The organism is Sphingomonas sp. LR55 (assembly GCF_036856015.1).
In the GTDB taxonomy this organism is placed as follows: domain Bacteria; phylum Pseudomonadota; class Alphaproteobacteria; order Sphingomonadales; family Sphingomonadaceae; genus Sphingomonas.
The window spans coordinates 2,036,997-2,055,795 of sequence record NZ_JASPFO010000001.1; the positions used below are offsets into that span (position 1 = coordinate 2,036,997).

Here is an 18,799-nt window from a genome sequence, read left to right on the forward strand (position 1 = left end):
CGCGCCCGCGTGGCCTATACGGCTGCTTTCCCCTCGGCGCCCGGCGGCCCGACGCCCACGGGAAGGACCCCTATGACTGCCATCGGCCAGGACACCCTCAAGACCCGCACCAGCCTCTCCACCGGCGGCAAGTCGTACGACTATTACAGCCTCGCCAAGGCGTCGGAACAGCTCGGCGACATCAGCCGCCTGCCCTTCTCGATGAAGGTGCTGCTCGAGAACCTGCTGCGCTTCGAGGACGGCGTGACCGTGACGCGCGAGGATATCCAGGCGATCGTCGACTGGCAGAAGGAGCGTCGCAGCGACCGCGAGATCCAGTATCGCCCGGCGCGCGTACTTATGCAGGATTTCACCGGCGTCCCCTGCGTGGTCGACCTCGCCGCGATGCGCGACGCGATGACCAAGCTTGGCGGCAACCCCGAGAAGATCAACCCGCAGGTCCCCGTCCACCTCGTCATCGATCACTCGGTGATGGTCGACGAGTTCGGCACCCCGCAGGCGTTCCACGACAATGTCGACCTCGAATATGAACGCAACATCGAGCGCTATGAGTTCCTCAAGTGGGGCAGCAAGGCGCTCGACAATTTCCAGGTCGTCCCCCCGGCACCGGCATCTGCCACCAGGTGAACCTCGAATATATCGGCCAGGCCGTCTGGTCGTCGGCGTCGTCGGGTGACCACGGCGACGGCACCATGATCGCGTATCCCGATACGCTGGTCGGCACCGACAGCCACACGACGATGATCAACGGTCTCGGTGTGCTCGGCTGGGGCGTCGGCGGGATCGAGGCCGAGGCCGCGATGCTCGGCCAGCCCGTGTCGATGCTGATCCCCGAGGTCGTCGGCTTCAAGCTGCTCGGCAAGTTGAACGAGGGCATCACCGCCACCGATCTCGTGCTCACCGTCACGCAGATGCTGCGCGCCAAGGGCGTGGTCGGCCGCTTCGTCGAGTTCTTCGGCCCCGGCCTGTCGTCGATGACGCTCGCCGATCGCGCGACGATTGCCAACATGGCGCCTGAGTATGGCGCGACCTGCGGCTTCTTCCCGATCGACGACAAGACGCTCGATTACATGCGTCTCACGGCACGGTCCGATGAGAACGTCGAGCTGGTCGAGGCCTATGCCAAGGCCAACGGCTTCTGGCGCGACGAGAACGCCGAGGATCCGGTGTTCACCGACACGCTCGAACTCGACATGGGCACCGTCGTCGCCTCGCTCGCAGGCCCGAAGCGCCCGCAGGACCGCGTCAGCCTCAACAAGGTCGACGAGGTGTTCAACAGCGACCTCCACAAGCTCTACCACAAGGAGCAGCCCGCGCGTCGCGGTCGAAGGTCGCGAGCATGACATCGGCGACGGCGACGTCGTGATCGCCGCGATCACCAGCTGCACCAACACGTCGAACCCGTCGGTGCTGGTCGCTGCTGGTCTGGTCGCGCGCAAGGCGAACGCACTCGGCCTCAAGTCGAAGCCGTGGGTGAAGACCTCGCTCGCCCCCGGTTCGCAGGTCGTCACCGACTATCTCGACAAGGCCGGCCTCACCGCGGACCTGAACGCACTCGGCTTCAATCTCGTCGGCTATGGTTGCACCACCTGCATCGGCAACTCGGGGCCGCTTGCGCCTGCGATCTCGGCTGCGATCAACGAGAACGACCTCGTCGCGGCGTCGGTGCTCTCGGGCAACCGCAACTTCGAGGGCCGCGTGTCGCCCGACGTCCGCGCCAACTTCCTGGCGAGCCCGCCGCTCGTCGTCGCCTATGCGATCAAGGGCACCGTCACGACCGACATGATCGAGACGCCGCTGGGCCAGGGGTCTGACGGCCAGGACGTGTATCTGCGCGACATCTGGCCGACCAACGAGGAAGTCCGCACGACGATGGACGCCAACATCGACGCCGGCATGTTCGGCGCGCGCTACGGCGACGTCTATGCGGGCGACGCCAAGTGGCGCGAGATCGACGTCACGGGGTCGGACACCTACGCATGGCGTGCAGGGTCGACCTATGTCGCCAACCCGCCCTATTTCGAGGGCCTCAGCATGACGCCGTCGCCGGTCCAGGACATCATCGACGCCAAGCCGCTCGCGATCCTCGGCGATTCGATCACCACCGATCACATCTCGCCGGCCGGTTCGATCAAGGCGGACTCGCCCGCAGGCCGCTTCCTGCAGGAGCATCAGGTCAGCAAGGCGGACTTCAACAGCTATGGCGCACGTCGCGGCAACCATGACGTGATGATGCGCGGCACCTTCGCCAACATCCGCATCAAGAACGAGATGGTCCCCGGCGTCGAAGGCGGCATGTCGAAGTACGACGGCGAAGTCATGGCGATCTACGATGCAGCGATGCGCTTCAAGCAGGACGGCACCCCGCTGGTGATCGTCGCCGGCAAGGAATACGGCACCGGCTCGTCGCGCGACTGGGCTGCCAAGGGCACCAACCTGTTGGGCGTCCGCGCCGTTATCACCGAGAGCTTCGAGCGCATCCACCGCTCGAACCTGGTCGGCATGGGCGTGCTGCCGTTGCAGTTCGCCGAAGGCACCGATCGCAAGACGCTCGGCCTCGACGGCTCGGAGACCTTCACGATCCTCGACGTCGCGAGCATCCGCCCGCGCCAGGACGTTACGGTCAAAATGACCCGCGCCGACGGGTCGAGCGAGACGTTCCAGACCAAGTGCCGGATCGATACCGTCAACGAGTTGGAATATTTCCTCAACGGCGGCATCCTCCACTACGTCCTGCGCAAGCTGGCCGCGTAAGACTGCTACGTCGTCCCGGAGCGATCCGGGACGACGGACGCGTCGCCGTCCAAACCGTTAGCTACCCAAAACGACCGTCATCCCAGCGAAAGCGGGGATATCCCCGTGAGGCCCACGTCGCCCACCACGAGGGATATCCCAGCGTTCGCTGGGATGACGTGTTTTGGCGGATGGGTGTGATGGCGGGATGTTGGAAAGCGCGATATCTTCGCCTACCGTCGCCATCTTCATCTGCCATCGCCGGCCTTCGCTGGCCTTCGCTGGGACGACGCGTATTGGCGGACGACGAAGCGTCGATCATGTTCCCAGCCGTCATTCCAGCGAAAGCTGGAATATCCCGATTTGGCGAGCGTCGCGCATTACGAGAGATACCCCAGCTTTCGCTGGGGTGACGGGTATGGCGGATGGGTGTGTCGGCGGATGATGGCAGGCGATACTTTTGCCTTGCCGTCATTCCAGCGAAAGCTGGAATATCCCGGTTTGGCGAGGGTCACCCACCACGAGAAATACCCCAGCTTTCGCTGGGATGACGGATATTGGGGGCGTGACGGGCCCAGACGCGTGTCGGAAGGCGGACGCGTGGCGCGCGAATGCCATTCGAGCATCGTCCCAGAACGCAAAAGGCGGGGCGACCGTGATGGTCGCCCCGTAGTTCAGGGAGAAGACCGGGACAGGGGAGACCCGGTCAAGTCGCCGTCCACAGGGGGAGAGGGAGCGGCGACACACACCCTTTCGTCCCGATATGTTGCAGCGATATGTCGGAATCAACGTGACAATAATTTAATCCAGGGATCGCAGAATGTGCTGGGACGGCAGAGCTACTCCGCCTGCTCCCAACCGCCACCGAGCGCCTTGAACAACGCCACCGTCAGCTGGCGCAACTGTGCGTCGCTGGCCACCAGCTGCTCGCGCGCGGCCAGCACATCCGTCTGCGCGTCCAGCAGCGTATTCTGCGCCACGAACCCGGTCCGGTACTGCGACTCCGCCGCCTTTGCGCTGCTCTGTGCATCGACGATCGCCCGTTGCAGCGCCGCATTCCGACGCCGCTCGGCGGCGATCTGAGCCAATGGATCCTCGACGTCGCGCAACGCCTGCAACACGGTCGAGCGATAGCGGAGATACGCCTGCTCACGGTCCTCCTCGCGCGACTTCACGGTCGACTTGCGCCGCCCCCAATCGAGCAACGGGAATTGCGCCGCACCGCTCGCGGTCAGCTGGAGGCTGTCACCCGAGAACAGATTGCCGAGCGCGGTCGAGATCAACTGGCTCATGCCGGTCAGGCTGAACTTCGGATACATATCCGCCACCGCGACACCGATATCCGCGGTCGAAGCCGCCAGATCGCGTTCGGCGGCACGGATATCGGGACGCCGCCGCAACAGCTCGGAGGGCAGGCCAGCGGGGATCGACGGCACGCCGAGCGGTGCGACCGACGGCGCTGCGAGTTCGGTCATCAGCGTCGCGGGTGGCTCGCCGAGCAGGATCGCCAAGGCATGCATCCGAACATCCACATCGGCGCGGACCGGTTCGGCGCGCGCCTGCGTCGACGTGATCGAAGCGCGTTGGCGGGTGACGTCGATCGGCGGGACGAGGCCGACCTTGGCGATGTTGCCCGCGATCGTCAGCGCGCGCTGCTGGTTGGCGATCTCGCCGTCGATCGTCGCGAGCTGCGCCTGGTCGAGCCGCAGCGCAAAATACGCCTGCGCGACTTCGGCGGCGAGGGTCACCGCGGCGTCGCGCTTCGACCAGACTGCCGCCTCCGTCCGTGCCCGCGCACCTTCGGTACTGCGGCGGACTCCACCGAACAGGTCGAGCTCCCAGCTTGCATCGAACCCGACCGAGTACGTCGTGATCCCGCTACCGGGCAGCGCGATGCCGCCGGTCGAGCCGGTGCCGCCTGCCCCCGTGCCACCGCTGAACGCGCGTGCGATCGACGAGAGGCCGGCGTTCTTGCTGAACTCGATATGGCTCGGGCTGGCGCTGGCGTTGACGCTCGGCAGGCCTTGCGAGCGCGCGACGATTTCCTGCAACCGCGCCTGGCGCACGCGCGAGGCGGCGATCGCGATGTCGGGATTGCCCTTAAGCGCGCGCTCGACGAGGCCGTCCAGCTGCGGATCGCCGAATGCCGACCACCAGCGCGCTGGATCGACCGTCGTCCCAACTGTGGCCTGTGGACCGACGAACGCCGACGGCACCGCCATCTCGGGGGCGACGTAATTCGGGCCGACGGTGCACCCCGCGAGCAGGGCTGCGACCGCAACCACCATGAACCGCGCACGCATCAATGCATCCCTCCCGAGGGCGCGCCGCCGGTCTTGCCGGAGCGCATGAATAGAACCAGTGGCGCGACGCACAACACGACCACCATCATCGCGCGGAACACGTCGAGAAACGCGAGCATCGTCGCCTGGCGCTGCATCTGGCTGTAGAGAACGGCCAAGGGCGTCGTCGCATCCCCCTGCCCGCCGAACACGCTCGTCGCCTTCTGCATCCAGTCGTTATAGTTCGGATCGAGCGGGTTGAGCGTCTGCGTCAGTTCCGACTGGTGCCGCTGCAACCCGCCTGCGAGCTGCGTCTGCGCAAAGCAGATGCCGATCGTGCCGCCGAGGTTGCGCGAGACGTTGAGCAGGCTCGATGCCTGCGCGGTCTGCGTCTGCTTGAGCCCGACATAGGCGATCGCGTTGATCGGCACGAACAGGAACGGCAGCGCCATCGCCTGGAACAGCCGCGCGAACGCCGCATCGGAGAACGCGATGTCGGCGGTCAGGTGGCTCATGTTCCACAGCGCGAACGCCTGCACCAGCAACGCCGGGAACAGCAGGAAACGGACGTCGACCAGCCCGCTCAGCCGGCCCGCGAACGGCACCATGACGAGCGTCGCGAGACCGCCGGCGGTGAGCGCCAGACCCGCGTCGAGCGAGCTGTAGCCCAGCACCTGTTGCAGCATCTGCGGGATGAGCTGCGTGGTGCCGAACAGGATCATCCCGGTGACGCCCATCACGCCGATCGTCAGCGCGAAGTTGCGGTTCTTCATCAGCTTGAGGTCGATCACCGGGTCCTTGTGGTTGAGCTCCCAGACGACCAGCGTCACCAGCGACACCGCGGCGATGATCGCCGACATGACGATGAAGCCGCTTGCGAACCAATCCTCGCGCTCGCCGCGATCGAAAGTGAGTTCGAGGAAACCGAGCCCGAGCGCGACCAAGGCAACGCCGACATAGTCGATCGTCAGGCCGTTCTTGAAGCGCTCGTCACGGTCCTTCTTCACCTGATCAGGCTCGTCAACGAACGTCTCGACCAGGAACCACGCGGCGATGCCGACGGGGACGTTGATCAGGAACACCCAGTGCCAACTCGAATATTCGACGATATAGCCGCCGAGTGTTGGCCCGAGCACGGGGCCGACGACGACGACGATCGCGAAGGCGGCGAACGCCATTCCGCGTTGTTTCGGCGGGAAGGTGTCGGCGAGGATCGACTGTTCGACCGGCGCCAATCCGCCGCCGCCGATGCCTTGCAGCACACGCGCGACGACCAGCGTACCGATGTTCGGCGCGAGGCCGCAGAGCAGCGATGCGAGCGTGAACAGCGCGATCGACAGCAGGAAATAGCGTTTCCGGCCAATCGCGTCCGACAGCCAGCCCGAGATCGGGATGACGATCGCGTTGGCGACGAGGTAGCTGGTCAGCACCCACGTCGCCTGATCGGTGGTGATCGATAGCCCGCCCGAGATATGATCGAGCGCGACATTTGCGATCGAGGTGTCGAGCACCTCCATGAAGGTCGGGATCGAGATGATCGCGACGATCAGCCACGGGCTGTACTTGCCCGCCGCCGACCGGCTCGGCGACCACGTGTGACCGCCGCCCGCATCAGCCTTCGCGGGAGCCTTGGCCACCTCAGCGGACCTTGACGGTCGGCACCACCGACATGCCGGGGCCGATCGGATAGCGCTTCGGATCGGGGCCGTTCTTCGCGTCGAACACGATGCGGACGGGGACGCGCTGGACGACCTTCACGTAGTTGCCGGTCGCGTTTTGCGGAGGCAGCAAGGCGAACGCCTGGCCGGCGCCGCGCTGGATCGAGTCGACATGCCCCTTGAAGTCGACGCCCGGATACGCGTCGACATGGATGTCGACGGGCTGGCCGATCTTCATCAGCGTGAGCTGCGTTTCCTTGAAGTTCGCCGTCACCCACATCGTGTCGGGGACGATCGCCATAAGCTGCGTGCCGGGCGCGACATAGGAGCCGACGTTGACCGAGCGGTTAACGACCTGCCCTGCGACCGGCGCGGTCAGGCGGAGATCGCCGATCGTGACGTTTGCCTGGTCGACCTGCGCGCGACGGGCGTCGATCACCGACTTTGCCGCGCCGACCTGCTTCCTGGCGACGCTGATCTGGGCGGTGGCGGTGTCGATCTGCTCGCGGGCGGCGGCGGCATCGGCTGCGGTCTGGCGAGCGGTGGCGCGCGCCTGATCGAGCTGTTGGCCGGCGACCGCGCTCGGATCGAGCCGCAGCAACGCCTCGTAACGCGCGAGATCCTGCTGGGCCTTCACCGCCGCCGCCATCGGGACGCGTGCCTGTGCCGCGGCCTGCTGGCGTTGTGCTTCGGCGGCGGTGACCTGCGCCTGTGCCTGCGCGAACTGTGCGCGGGCCTGCGATTCGTTCGCCTGCGCCTCGGCGACCTGCGCATCGCGCCCCGATGCCTTGATGACCGCGAGCAGGCGGCCCGCCTCGACGTGGCGGTTGTCGATGTCGGCGACCTGCACCAGCGTGCCCGCGACCTGTGGCGCGAGACGGACGATATGCGTGTCGACGAACGCGTCGTCGGTCGACTCGAACTGCCGCGCGTGGAGCCAGTAGAGCACGCCGCCGATGATCAGCCCGCCGACGACGATGACGAGGATGATCCAGAACAGCGGCTTCTTGAACACCGACGGCTTCTTGTCGTCGCCGTCGGCTTTGTCGTCGTCAGACTCGTCCTGCTGGTCGGTGTTGGACTGCTGGTCCTCGCCGTTCGGATCGGACTTGCGATCCTCGTCGTCGTGGTTGGCGTCGGAGTGGTTCTTCTGGTCGGTCATGCCTGGCCCTGTTCTTCAGCACGCATCGAATCGAGAATGGCGTCGATATTGGCGTCGATACGCGCCTTGATATCGAGGATGTCGTTGGGTTCGAGCACATCGCGCTCGAGCAGTTTGAGGCAGGTCGCGCGGTTCGCCCGCAGCGTGATGACCTGTCCCATCAAGGTAATTGTTGCGATCCTGCCGGTACGGATCTCGGCGCAGCCGGTGGCGATGCAGACGAGGTCGCTGAGCCTGCGCACCATCTGGCCCATCACGCCGCCATAGATGCGCTCGAACGCCTCGCTTGGCTTCATCTGTTCGCGCAGCACGAACAGCGTCCAGTCGGCGCTCTCGTTGCTGGCCATCTTGTCCGCAAGCCGGCCGAAGATGCGGTGGATCTGGGCGCGCGCTTCGCTGGCATCGTCCGCCGCGACGTCGTGCGACAGCTCGGACGGGTCGCCCATCACCGCGGACATGCGCTCGGCGATCCGGTCGGCGGCGGCGAGGTACAAGCCCTCCTTGCCGCCGTAGTGATAGGTGATCGACGACATCGCGGTGCCAGCCGCAGCGGCGATCCCACGCGTGCTCGCCCCTTCCAGCCCCTTGGTGCCGAATTCGCTGATTGCGATATCTAAGAGTCGGGACTGGACCACGAGCGGCGTTTAGTTCGATCGAACGAACCAGCCTAATGAACAAAGCGTCATGTTGCGCGGAGGGGACGGGCGTCGTTTCGCGCCGACTTTCCGCGCGCCCCGTCATCCTGACGAAAGTCAGGACCCAGGGTAACGGGCGTCGCACTGCATGGCTCTGGGTCCTGACTTTCGTCAGGATGACGGAAGAGGCTTAATTATGCCTGCGACGCGATCACGATGCCACCGACGCACGCCAGAAACAGCAACGCCGGCCCCTTCATGCGAAGGAACCGGCGTAAATCTGGTGGGCGCGGCTGGGATTGAACCAGCGACCCCACCCGTGTGAAGGGTGTGCTCTACCACTGAGCTACGCGCCCGAAACTCGTTCGGAAGCGGGCCTTTAGGCAGACCCCGTCCACCTGTCCAGCCCTTAAGTGGCGATCGCTTCGATCCTCCCCCGCCAGGGGGAGGTGGCGCCGGAGGCGACGGAGGGGGAGGAGACGGAGCAGAGGTCGTCTTCAACCTCCCCCTCCGTCTGGCAAGGGCCAGCCACCTCCCCCTGGCGGGGGAGGATAGAGGTCACTTTAGTTGACCGCGTCCTTCAGGCCCTTGCCGGCCTTGAACTTCGGCTGGGTCGAGGCCTTGATCGTCATCGGCTCGCCGGTCCGCGGATTGCGGCCGGTAGACGCCTTGCGCTTCGAGATCGAGAACGTGCCGAAACCGACCAGGCGAACCTCGTCGCCCTTCTTCAACGATGCCTCGATCGCGTCGAACACCGCCTCGACGGCCTTGACCGCGTCGGCCTTAACCAGCCCGGACGTGTCGGCAACCGTCGCGATCAGCTCCTGCTTGTTCATATAATCCCCCGGAAAAACTCGAATCAGCCACGATGGACTCGCGACCGCGCTCAGCGCGCAATAATGCGGCGGCTCCGTCTGCTGTCAAACGAAACCGCCGCGTCATCGCGTACGATCCAAACATGGATCAGTGGTGAAGGCCACCCCGACCGGCGCGATCGGTGCCGGCGGCAGCGCCGCCAGCTCGTCCGCGTCGGTCCACTCGATCGCTTCGAGCGGCTCGGTCAGCGCCAGACGCAGCACCTCGTCGACATGACTGACGGGGATGATCTTCAGCCCGGCCTTGATGTTCGCCGGGATCTCCGCGAGGTCCTTCTCATTCTCCGCCGGGATCAGCACCGTCTCGATCCCGCCACGAAGCGCGGCAAGCAGCTTCTCCTTGAGGCCACCAATCGGCAGCACGCGGCCGCGCAGCGTAACCTCGCCAGTCATCGCAACCTCGCGTCGGATCGGCACGCCGGTCAGCGTCGAGACGATCGACGTGACCATGCCGATACCCGCCGACGGACCATCCTTCGGCACCGCACCCTCGGGCAGATGGATATGGATATCCTTCCGCGCGAACAGGCTCGGCTTGATCCCGTAGCTTGGTGCGCGCGCCTTGACGAAGCTGAACGCGGTCTCGATCGACTCCTTCATCACATCGCCGAGCTTGCCGGTGAGCTTGGCCTGCCCCTTGCCCGCAACCGTCACGCTCTCGATCGTCAGCAATTCGCCGCCGACCTCGGTCCAGGCCAGCCCGGTGACCGCACCGATCTGGTTCTCGGTCTCGCCGAGGCCATGGCGATACTTCTGCACGCCGGCATATTCGCCGATGTTCTCGGGCGTGATCGTGACGCTGGTGGTCTTGTTCTCGAGGATCTGGCGCAGCGCCTTACGGCACAGCTTGGCGATCTCGCGCTCCAGCGTACGCACGCCGGCTTCGCGCGTGTATTGCTGGATGAGCGTACGAAGCCCTTCCTGGGTCAGCGTGAACTCGCCCGGCTTCAAACCGTGCGCTTCGATCTGCTTCTCGACCAGATGGCGTTCGGCGATCTCGACCTTCTCGTCCTCGGTATAGCCCTCCAGACGGATGATCTCCATGCGGTCGAGCAGCGCCTGTGGCAGGTTCAGCGAGTTCGCGGTGCAGACGAACATCACGTCCGACAGGTCGATATCGACCTCCAGATAATGGTCCTGGAACTTGCCGTTCTGCTCCGGGTCGAGCACCTCGAGCAGCGCCGAGGCAGGGTCGCCACGGAAGTCCTGGCCGAGCTTGTCGATCTCGTCGAGCAGGAACAGCGGGTTCGACGTGCCGGCCTTTTTGAGGTTGGTGACGATCTTGCCCGGCAGCGAGCCGATATAGGTGCGGCGATGACCGCGGATCTCGGCTTCGTCACGCACGCCGCCGAGCGACTGGCGGATGAACTCGCGCCCGGTCGCCTTGGCGATCGACTTGCCGAGCGAGGTCTTGCCAACGCCCGGAGGGCCGACGAGGCACAGGATCGGCCCCTTCAGCTTGTTGGTGCGCGCCTGCACGGCGAGATATTCGACAATCCGGTCCTTGACCTTCTCGAGCGCATAGTGATCCTCGTCCAGCGTCACCTGTGCGGCGGCGATGTTCTTCTTGATCTTCGACTTCTTGCCCCAGGGGAGCCCGAGCAGGACGTCGAGATAGTTGCGCACAACGGTCGCCTCGGCGCTCATCGGCGCCATCGTCTTCAGCTTCTTGAGCTCCGACGTCGCCTTGCCGCGCGCTTCCTTGCTCATCTTGAGCGTCGCGATCTTCTGCGTCAGCTCGGCGATCTCGTCGCCTTCGCCCTCGCCGTCCTCGTTGCCGAGTTCGCGCTGAATCGCCTTCAACTGCTCATTCAGATAATATTCGCGCTGCGTCTTCTCCATCTGACGCTTGACGCGGCTCTTAATCTTCTTCTCGACCTGCAGGACGCCTAGCTCGCCCTCCATCGCGATCATCGCCATCTCGAGACGCTTCGATGGGTTGGTCTCGAGCAGGATCGCCTGCTTCTCGGCGACCTTGATCTGGACGTTGGCGATCACCGCGTCGGAGAGCTTCGACGCGTCCTCGATCTCGGATAGCTGCACCGAGGTTTCCGACGAGAGCTTGCGGTTGAGCTTGGCGTAGTTCTCGAACTGGTCGACCACCGAACGCATCAGCGCGATGAGTTCCGGTCCTTCGACCTCGGCGTCGGCGACCGGCTCGACCGTTGCGGTGAGGAAATCGCCGCTTTCGTCGAGCGTTTCCAGAGTCGCACGGCCCTTGCCTTCGACGAGCACGCGGACGGTGCCGTCGGGGAGCTTGAGTAGCTGGAGCACGGTCGCGGTGACACCCATCGAATACAGGTCGTCGCGCGAGGGATCGTCCTCGGCCGGATCGACTTGCGCGACGAGATAGATCTCCTTGTCCGCCGCCATTGCCGCTTCGAGCGCGGCAACGGACTTATCGCGGCCGACGAACAGCGGCACGATCATGTGCGGGAACACGACGATGTCGCGAAGGGGAAGGACGGGGTACTGGGTCATGAACGCTCCGGTGGGTGCCTGCATGGGGGCATAAGCTAACAGCTTATATGGTGAGGATGAACCGTCCATCAATTGGTTGGCGGTGGTTAGGGGTTTTAGCGCGCTGCCCAAGCGCCAGCCGTTCTCCTGCGAACGCAGGAGTCCAGGGTAACGGGCGGCGGTTTCAGTGATCCTGGGCTCCTGCGTTCGCAGGAGAACAGAAGGTGCCGGATCGCACTTGTATGCGAGCCGCCCAAGCGCGAGAACGCGACATGATCTTGCGTTTTCTTCTCGCCGCCAGCGCCACCGCGCTTCTTGCCGCCGCCCCACTGCCGAAGAAGGGCGAGCCCGCGATCACCGCGCAAACCCAGCGGTCCGGCGGCGTACTGGCACCCGAGCAGACCGCGCTGCAATTCGACAGCGCGGACCTCGCGTTCGAGGTCCTGCCCGAGACGGAGAGTTTGAACGGCGTGGCAACGTTGGTCTTCGCCGCGAAGGCCCCCTCACCCGCCTGCCAATCGACCTCGACCGCAACCTGCCGGTCAGCGCGATCACGATCGATGGCGTGCCGCTCGCGCCGACTGCATGGAGCAATCCCGAGGGCCGGCTGACGATCACCCTCCCCAAACCCGTCCCGGCCGGCGGTAAGGTCACCGCGAAGATCACTTATGGCGGCACGCCGCACGTCGCGGTGAAGGCGCCGTGGGACGACGGGATGGTCTGGTCGAAGACGCCCGACGGCCGGACTTGGTTCGCAACCACCGCGGAAGGCTATGGCTGCGACCTGTTCTGGCCATGCCTCGATTTCCCGACCGGCGAGCCTGCGCTGGTGACGCTCCACATCACCGTGCCGAAGGGGCTGAAAGCGCCATCGAACGGCGTGCTGCTCGGCGTCGATACGCTGGCGGACGGCCGGACGACGTGGAACTGGCGGGCCAAGCATCCCAATACTTATGGCATTGCGCTGAACGTCGGGCCGTATGAGGAGATCAGCGGCACGTACAAGAGCCGCTTCGGCAACAGCATTCCGATGTATTACTGGTATTTGCCGGGGGAGAAACCGCAGGCGGAAAAACTGTTCGCCGAGTTCGCGCCGACGCTCGATTTCTTCGAAAGCATGATCGGCCCCTACCCGTTCGGCGACGAGAAGGTCGGCGTGGTCGAGACCCCGCACAAGGGCATGGAGCACCAGACGATCAATGCGTACGGCAATAACTATGAGAAGGCGCCGGAGGGGTTCGACTGGCTGTTCCAGCACGAGTTCGCACATGAGTGGTTCGGCAACCAGCTGACGGCGGCGAACTGGGACGATTACTGGCTGCATGAGGGGTATGGCACGTACATGCAGCCGCTCTATGGCCAGTGGCGCGAGGGCGCGCGCGCTATGCCGCGATGATGCAGGGCGAACGCACCTCGATCATGAACCGCAAGCCGATCACGCAGCAGCGCGTCACTACCGAGGAGGAGGTGTACGAACTCGACAAGGGCGGTGCGGGGCAGGACATCTACTACAAGGGGTCGTGGATGCTTCACACGCTGCGAGGGCTGATCGGCGACAAGGCGTTCTTCGATGTGACGCGGCTGGCGGTTTACGGGCGCGCGGATCCCAAGCCGGGCAATTTCGCGCCGCGGTTCGGGTCGACGAAGGAGTATGAAGCGCTCGTGCGGAAAGTGACGGGGAAGGACTATGGCTGGTTCTTCGACGTGTATCTCCGGCAGGCGGCTTTGCCTGAACTGGTCGAGACGCGGACGGGGGATACATTGTCGCTGGCGTGGAAGGCGCCGGGTGATGGCCCCTTCCCGCTTCCGGTTCAGGTGCAGATCGATGGCAAGACGCGGACGTTGCCGATGACGGGCGGGAAGGCGAGCTTGTCGGTCCCGGCCGGCGCGCATGTCGTTATCGATCCGGATGCGCTGGTCCTCCGGCGGAGTATCGCGCTGGAAGACGTGGCCGCCTGGAAAGCCGCGCAAACTGCGAAGGCCAAGCCCCAATGACGTCTTCATCGTTCCCCCGCGAAGGCGGGGGCCCAGGGCACCAGGAGACGACGCCCGTGACTCCTGGACTCCTGCGTGCGCAGGAGAACATCTGGGCGTCTCGCGCGGCGGATATGGCGGCGATCTTCATGGTTGGAGACGGCTTGATCGGCCTCCTCCAACCCCGCCGCCACGTCGATCTGTGGAAAGACGAAGCGCTCGGGACCGAGAAATTCGTGAAGCCCTTCGTCGACCGTCCCGGCCGGCGGCGCCTGTATGCTGTCGTGCAGATCGCCGCGGGTCTTGCCTTGGCGGCGCGTCAAAAGCGATGAAGGCAGCGGGCTGGGCTCTGTTGGCGCTTGCGCTGGCCGGATGCGGCTCGGGCCATGACGCCGCGAGCGACCAGATCGCCAACGGCGAGCGCGTGTTCCAACGCTGCACCGCGTGTCACACGATCGGCCAATATGCGACCGATACCGACGGCCCCAACCTCTACGGCGTGGTGGGCGGGCCGATCGGCGAGCGCCGCCCTCGCTTCTCGTACACGGCCGGATTGAAGGCGCTCGGCGGCACATGGGACGCCAAGCGCATGGACCGATGGCTCGCCAATCCACGGGGGATGGTGCCCGGCACGACGATGGGGTTTGCGGGCCTACCCAACCCGCAGGAACGCGCCGACGTGATCGCGTATCTCTCGACGCAAGGCCCCTGACCTTTACGGCACCACCGTCGTGAACAGATACGCTGCGAAGATCACGAGGTGGACGACGCCCTGCAACACCGTCGTCCGCCCAGTGCCGAGCGAGAGCGTCGCCACGAACAGCGACAGTGCGAGCAGCGTCATGCTCTTCGCATCGATGCCGAGCGCGATCGGCAGGTCGAGCACCAGCGACACGATCGCTACGCTGGGGATCGTCAGCCCGATCGTCGCCAGCGCGGAGCCGAGCGCGAGGTTGAGGCTGGTCTGCAACCGATTGCGCCGGGCCGACTTGTAGGCTGCCAGACTTTCTGGTGCGAGCACGAGCGCGGCGATCACGACGCCGACCACGGTCAGCGGGAGGCCGGCGCCGATAACCGCCGCCTCGATCGTCGGTGACAGCGTCTTGGCAAGCAACACCACCGAGACGAGCGCGACCAACAGCGCCGCAAACGCGATCCCCGTCGCGCGACCCGATGGCGGCGCGGCGTGATCGTCCTTGTCGTCGGTCGAGGGCAGGAAATAATCGCGGTGGCGCACCGTCTGCACCAGCACGAACGTGCCGTAGAGGATCAGCGAGACGACCGCCACGAACATCAGCTGCGACGCCGCATAGGTCGGCCCCGAGGTCGACGACGTATAGTTGGGCAGCACGAGCGACAGCACCGCCATCGCCGCCAACACGCCGAGCGCGGCGGTCATGCCCTTCAGCGTGAAGCGCTGCTCGTGATGCCGCACCGCGCCTGCCAGCAGGCAGATACCGATGATGAAATTCAGAATAATCATGATCGCCGCGAACACCGTGTCACGCGCGAGCGTGGTCGCGTCGCCCGCGTTGGAGAGCATCAGCGAGACGATCAGCGACACCTCGATCACGGTGACGGCGATTGCGAGGACGAGCGTCCCGAACGGCTCACCGACCTTGTGCGCGATGACCTCCGCGTGGTGGACGGCGGCGAGCACGCTGCCGATCAACACGATCACGGCGGCGGCGGTGCCGAGCGTGCCCATCTTGGCGAGACCGACGAGGACGGCGACGAGGCCTAGGCCCGGCGCGATCAGCGTCCAGATCGGCAGTGCCAGGCGGTCCGGCATCGTCTCAACTACGTGCTCGTTGGGTCGGTCGGCCACTTCGATCGTCATGCATGCTCCCTCGTTCCACTTGGTCAACGAATGCGCGAGGGCCGATAAGGGTCCGAGTCGGGGCGATTGCGGGGCGGTGAGGATCGAGTAGGTTGCAGCGATGCTGTCCGCCGATCTTCGCCAGACGCTCGTCATGACCGCCGACGCGTTGGCGGGAGCGCAGGACCCATGGTGGGTCATTGCGAGCACGGCGGTAGCGCTCCACGGGGGGCGCCGATCGAGGTTGGCGATGTCGATCTGGTCATGAGCGTCGGCGATGCCTGCCGGCTGATGGATGCGCTTGGTATCACACCGAACGAGGACGGCGCGAGTTCGCTCTTTAGATCGACGCTGTTCGGACGGTGGGAGACGCCACCTCTGGTCGTCGAGATCATGGCGGGGTTTCATGTTAAGACGGCGGCTGGGTGGACGGAGGTTTTGCCGAGGACGCGCGTACCGGTCCTTGTCGAAGGGTGCGTTATCTATGTGCCTGAGCGCGCAGAGTTAGCCGGGATGCTCAGGTTGTTCGGGCGCCCAAAGGATCTGGAGCGGGTTCGGCTTTTGGCTTCTTAAGATAGCATCGGAGCCGCTTTCACCGTTCCCCTAACGATGGGTGACGACCGAGAGGTTGATCAGGCCCATCGAGAAATCCTCCCCTGCAAGGGGAGGTGGCAGCGCAGGGCGCTGACGGAGGGGTGACCCGCTCGCGATAGGCCATCACCCCTTCGTCGCTTCGCGCCACTTCCCCCTGCAGGGAACGAAGTGATCTCAGCCCGGCTGCTGCCACCCGTCATCCTGACGAAAGTCAGGATCCAGGGTACAAAGCGCAGGTCTTCTTGGCTCTGGGTCCTGACTTTCGTCAGGATGACGGATCGGATTTTATGGGCGAGTTTCACCCCAACGGGTGGGGCGTTTGCGGACCGCGCGCTCTCCGCAAAACGAGAAAAGGCGCCGATCGCTCGACGCCCTTTCCCTTATCTCGAACTAGCAAAGCCCTACGCGGCGTCGCCGGTCTTCTTCTTCTCGGCATAGACGCGGATCGGTTCCTTGCGGCCTTCGATCACGTCCTTGTCGATCATCACTTCGTCGACGCCGTCCATGCCGGGCAGGTCGAACATCGTGTCGAGCAGGATGCTCTCGAGGATCGAGCGAAGCCCACGCGCACCGGTCTTGCGTTCGATGCCCTTCTTGGCGACCGAGACCAGCGCGTCGTCGGTAAAGCCGAGCGCGACGTCCTCCATCTCGAACAGCTTCTGGTACTGCTTGACCAGCGCGTTCTTGGGTTCCTTCAGGATCTTCACCAACGCGTCGACATCGAGATCCTCGAGCGTCGCGATCACCGGCAAGCGGCCGACGAACTCGGGGATCAGCCCGAACTTCAACAGATCCTCGGGCTCGACCGACTTCAACGTCTCGCCTGTCTTGCGCTCGTCCGGTCCGGCGACATACGCGCCAAAACCGATCGACTTGCCCTGGAGGCGATCGCCGATGATCTTCTCGAGACCGGAGAACGCACCGCCGCAGATGAACAGGATGTTGGTCGTATCCACCTGCAGGAATTCCTGCTGCGGATGCTTGCGCCCACCCTGCGGAGGCACCGACGCGGTGGTGCCTTCCATCAGCTTCAGCAACGCCTGCTGCACGCCCTCGCCCGACACGTCGCGCGTGATCGAGGGGTTCTCGGCCTTGCGCGAAATCTTGTCGATCTCGTCGATGTAGACGATCCCGCGCTGCGCCCGCTCGACGTTGTAGTCGGACGCCTGGAGCAGCTTGAGGATGATGTTCTCGACGTCCTCGCCGACATAACCCGCTTCGGTCAGCGTCGTCGCATCGGCCATCGTGAACGGCACGTCGAGGATACGGGCGAGCGTCTGCGCGAGCAGAGTCTTGCCGCAACCGGTCGGCCCGACCAGCAGGATGTTCGACTTGGACAGCTCGACATCGGCACCCTTGGCGCCGTGGTTGAGCCGCTTGTAGTGATTATGCACCGCCACCGACAAAACGCGCTTGGCGCGCTTCTGGCCGATCACGTAATCGTCGAGGACGTCGCAGATCTCCTGCGGAGTCGGCACGCCGCCGTCCTTCTTGGACACCAAAGCCGACTTCGTCTCCTCTCGGATGATGTCGTTGCATAGCTCGACGCACTCGTCGCAGATGAAGACCGTCGGCCCGGCGATCAACTTGCGGACCTCGTGCTGCGACTTCCCGCAGAACGAGCAATAGAGGGTGCTCTTCGAGTCGCCACCGCTCAGCTTCGTCATTCAATCACCTCTCGCGCATGTCGGTGCACGTGCCGTTTCCGGGGCCGCTACCGTAACGCACCCCGGAGTTCCTACAATCAAATAAACCGGCGGAGTTTACGATTCACCCCATGCCAGTGTCGTTCAGGCTGGTTTCGGCGCATCCTCGGATACCGCCGGACGCTTGTCGAACACCTCGTCGATCAAACCGAAATCCTTCGCTTCGTTCGCTTCGAGGAACGTATCGCGGTCCATCCGGCGCTCGATCTCTTCGATCGGCTGGCCGGTATACTGCGAATACAGTTCGTTCATGCGCTTGCGGATTCTGCAGGATCTCGCGCGCCTGGATCTCGATGTCGCTGGCCATGCCCTGTGCACCACCCGATGGCTGATGGATCATAATGCGTGCGTTGGTCATCGCGACGCGCATGCCGGGCTCGCCGCTCGCAAGCAGGAAACTGCCCATCGACGCGGCCTGGCCGATGCAGACGGTGCCGACGCGCGGACGAATGTACCGCATCGTGTCGTGGATCGCCATGCCCGCCGTGACGACACCGCCCGGCGAGTTGATGTACATGAAGATGTCCTTCTTCGGGTTCTCGGACTCGAGGAAGAGCAGCTGTGCGGTGATCAGCGAGGCCATGCCGTCCTCGACGCCGCCGGTCACGAAGATGATGCGCTCGCGGAGCAGGCGCGAGAAGATGTCGAACGAACGCTCGCCGCGGTTCGACTGCTCGATGACGATGGGAACCAGGCCTGCTTGCGTCTGCTGCAGGCCGAGCCCGGCGCTGGCCAACGGGCTCGCGAAATCGCCGGTCTCGAACGGATTGTGCATGGAAATCTCTCTTATGCCCCAGTGAACCGCTAACATCGGCGGTCCGGGAGGGGAGTTCAAGCCCTGCCTGCCCGTCGGCGCGGGGACTGCTTCCCGTCGCCCCTCCGGGGAGAGGGAGGGGCCCGC

At 64.8% G+C, this 18,799-nt stretch carries 11 protein-coding genes, 1 tRNA gene and 3 pseudogenes; 5 read left to right on the top strand and 10 right to left on the bottom strand.

Features of this window, described 5'->3' with window-relative positions:
* Nucleotides 1-72: 72 nt before the first annotated feature.
* Nucleotides 73-2,754 (top strand): annotated as a pseudogene (acnA, locus tag QP181_RS09660) (aconitate hydratase AcnA).
* Nucleotides 2,755-3,572: 818 nt separating this feature from the next.
* On the opposite strand, the gene QP181_RS09665 reads toward acnA, so the two are convergent.
* The 7 genes from QP181_RS09665 to lon all read right to left on the bottom strand — a co-directional run bounded on the left by QP181_RS09665 (nucleotide 3,573) and on the right by lon (nucleotide 11,826).
* Nucleotides 3,573-5,036: an efflux transporter outer membrane subunit gene (locus QP181_RS09665; RefSeq protein ID WP_333928380.1), complete on the bottom strand. Its 1,464-nt coding sequence runs from the start codon at nucleotides 5,034-5,036 to the stop codon at nucleotides 3,573-3,575.
* On the bottom strand, nucleotides 5,036-6,652 hold the full coding sequence (locus QP181_RS09670; protein ID WP_107961914.1) for a DHA2 family efflux MFS transporter permease subunit: 1,617 nt from the start codon (nucleotides 6,650-6,652) through the stop codon (nucleotides 5,036-5,038). The genes QP181_RS09665 and QP181_RS09670 overlap by 1 nt, the downstream gene beginning before the upstream one ends.
* Before the next feature lies 1 nt (nucleotide 6,653).
* Nucleotides 6,654-7,835 (bottom strand): HlyD family secretion protein, encoded by a 1,182-nt coding sequence (locus tag QP181_RS09675; RefSeq protein WP_333928381.1) that lies wholly within the window; start codon nucleotides 7,833-7,835, stop codon nucleotides 6,654-6,656.
* Complete coding sequence (locus tag QP181_RS09680; RefSeq protein WP_333928382.1) at nucleotides 7,832-8,470, bottom strand: CerR family C-terminal domain-containing protein; 639 nt, start codon at nucleotides 8,468-8,470, stop codon at nucleotides 7,832-7,834. Before QP181_RS09680 ends, QP181_RS09675 begins: the two co-directional genes overlap by 4 nt.
* Before the next feature lie 281 nt (nucleotides 8,471-8,751).
* Nucleotides 8,752-8,826 (bottom strand) — tRNA-Val (locus QP181_RS09685).
* Nucleotides 8,827-9,033: 207 nt separating this feature from the next.
* Nucleotides 9,034-9,330 carry an HU family DNA-binding protein gene (locus QP181_RS09690; RefSeq protein WP_268795398.1) on the bottom strand — a complete coding sequence of 99 codons (297 nt, stop codon included), beginning with the start codon at nucleotides 9,328-9,330 and terminating at the stop codon, nucleotides 9,034-9,036.
* A gap of 78 nt (nucleotides 9,331-9,408) precedes the next feature.
* Nucleotides 9,409-11,826, bottom strand: a complete 2,418-nt coding sequence (gene lon / locus QP181_RS09695) for an endopeptidase La (RefSeq protein WP_333928383.1) — start codon at nucleotides 11,824-11,826, stop codon at nucleotides 9,409-9,411.
* A gap of 251 nt (nucleotides 11,827-12,077) precedes the next feature.
* On the opposite strand from lon, the pseudogene QP181_RS09700 reads away from it, so the two are divergent.
* From QP181_RS09700 to QP181_RS09710, 3 genes and pseudogenes are all read left to right on the top strand, one after another.
* Nucleotides 12,078-13,800, top strand: a pseudogene (locus QP181_RS09700) (M1 family metallopeptidase).
* 56 nt (nucleotides 13,801-13,856) lie between these two features.
* The gene (locus QP181_RS09705) at nucleotides 13,857-14,111 is read left to right on the top strand and encodes a hypothetical protein (protein ID WP_333928384.1); all 255 of its coding nucleotides are present in this window, start codon (nucleotides 13,857-13,859) and stop codon (nucleotides 14,109-14,111) included.
* Between the two features lie 20 nt (nucleotides 14,112-14,131).
* The gene (locus QP181_RS09710; protein ID WP_333928385.1) at nucleotides 14,132-14,491 is read left to right on the top strand and encodes a c-type cytochrome; all 360 of its coding nucleotides are present in this window, start codon (nucleotides 14,132-14,134) and stop codon (nucleotides 14,489-14,491) included.
* A 3-nt stretch (nucleotides 14,492-14,494) separates the two neighbouring features.
* On the opposite strand, the gene QP181_RS09715 is transcribed toward QP181_RS09710, so the two are convergent.
* On the bottom strand, nucleotides 14,495-15,619 hold the full coding sequence (locus QP181_RS09715) for a calcium:cation antiporter (protein ID WP_333928386.1): 1,125 nt from the start codon (nucleotides 15,617-15,619) through the stop codon (nucleotides 14,495-14,497).
* Nucleotides 15,620-15,862: 243 nt separating this feature from the next.
* Here QP181_RS09715 and QP181_RS09720 point away from each other — a divergent pair, with 243 nt between their 5' ends.
* Complete coding sequence (locus QP181_RS09720) at nucleotides 15,863-16,171, top strand: hypothetical protein (RefSeq protein WP_333928387.1); 309 nt, start codon at nucleotides 15,863-15,865, stop codon at nucleotides 16,169-16,171.
* A gap of 422 nt (nucleotides 16,172-16,593) precedes the next feature.
* Here the strand turns inward: QP181_RS09720 and clpX are convergent, their stop codons facing one another.
* Both clpX and QP181_RS09730 read right to left on the bottom strand, forming a co-directional pair.
* The gene (gene clpX / locus QP181_RS09725) at nucleotides 16,594-17,859 is read right to left on the bottom strand and encodes an ATP-dependent Clp protease ATP-binding subunit ClpX (RefSeq protein WP_056048170.1); all 1,266 of its coding nucleotides are present in this window, start codon (nucleotides 17,857-17,859) and stop codon (nucleotides 16,594-16,596) included.
* 123 nt (nucleotides 17,860-17,982) lie between these two features.
* Nucleotides 17,983-18,673 (bottom strand): annotated as a pseudogene (locus QP181_RS09730) (ATP-dependent Clp protease proteolytic subunit).
* Between the last annotated feature and the right edge of the window lie 126 nt (nucleotides 18,674-18,799).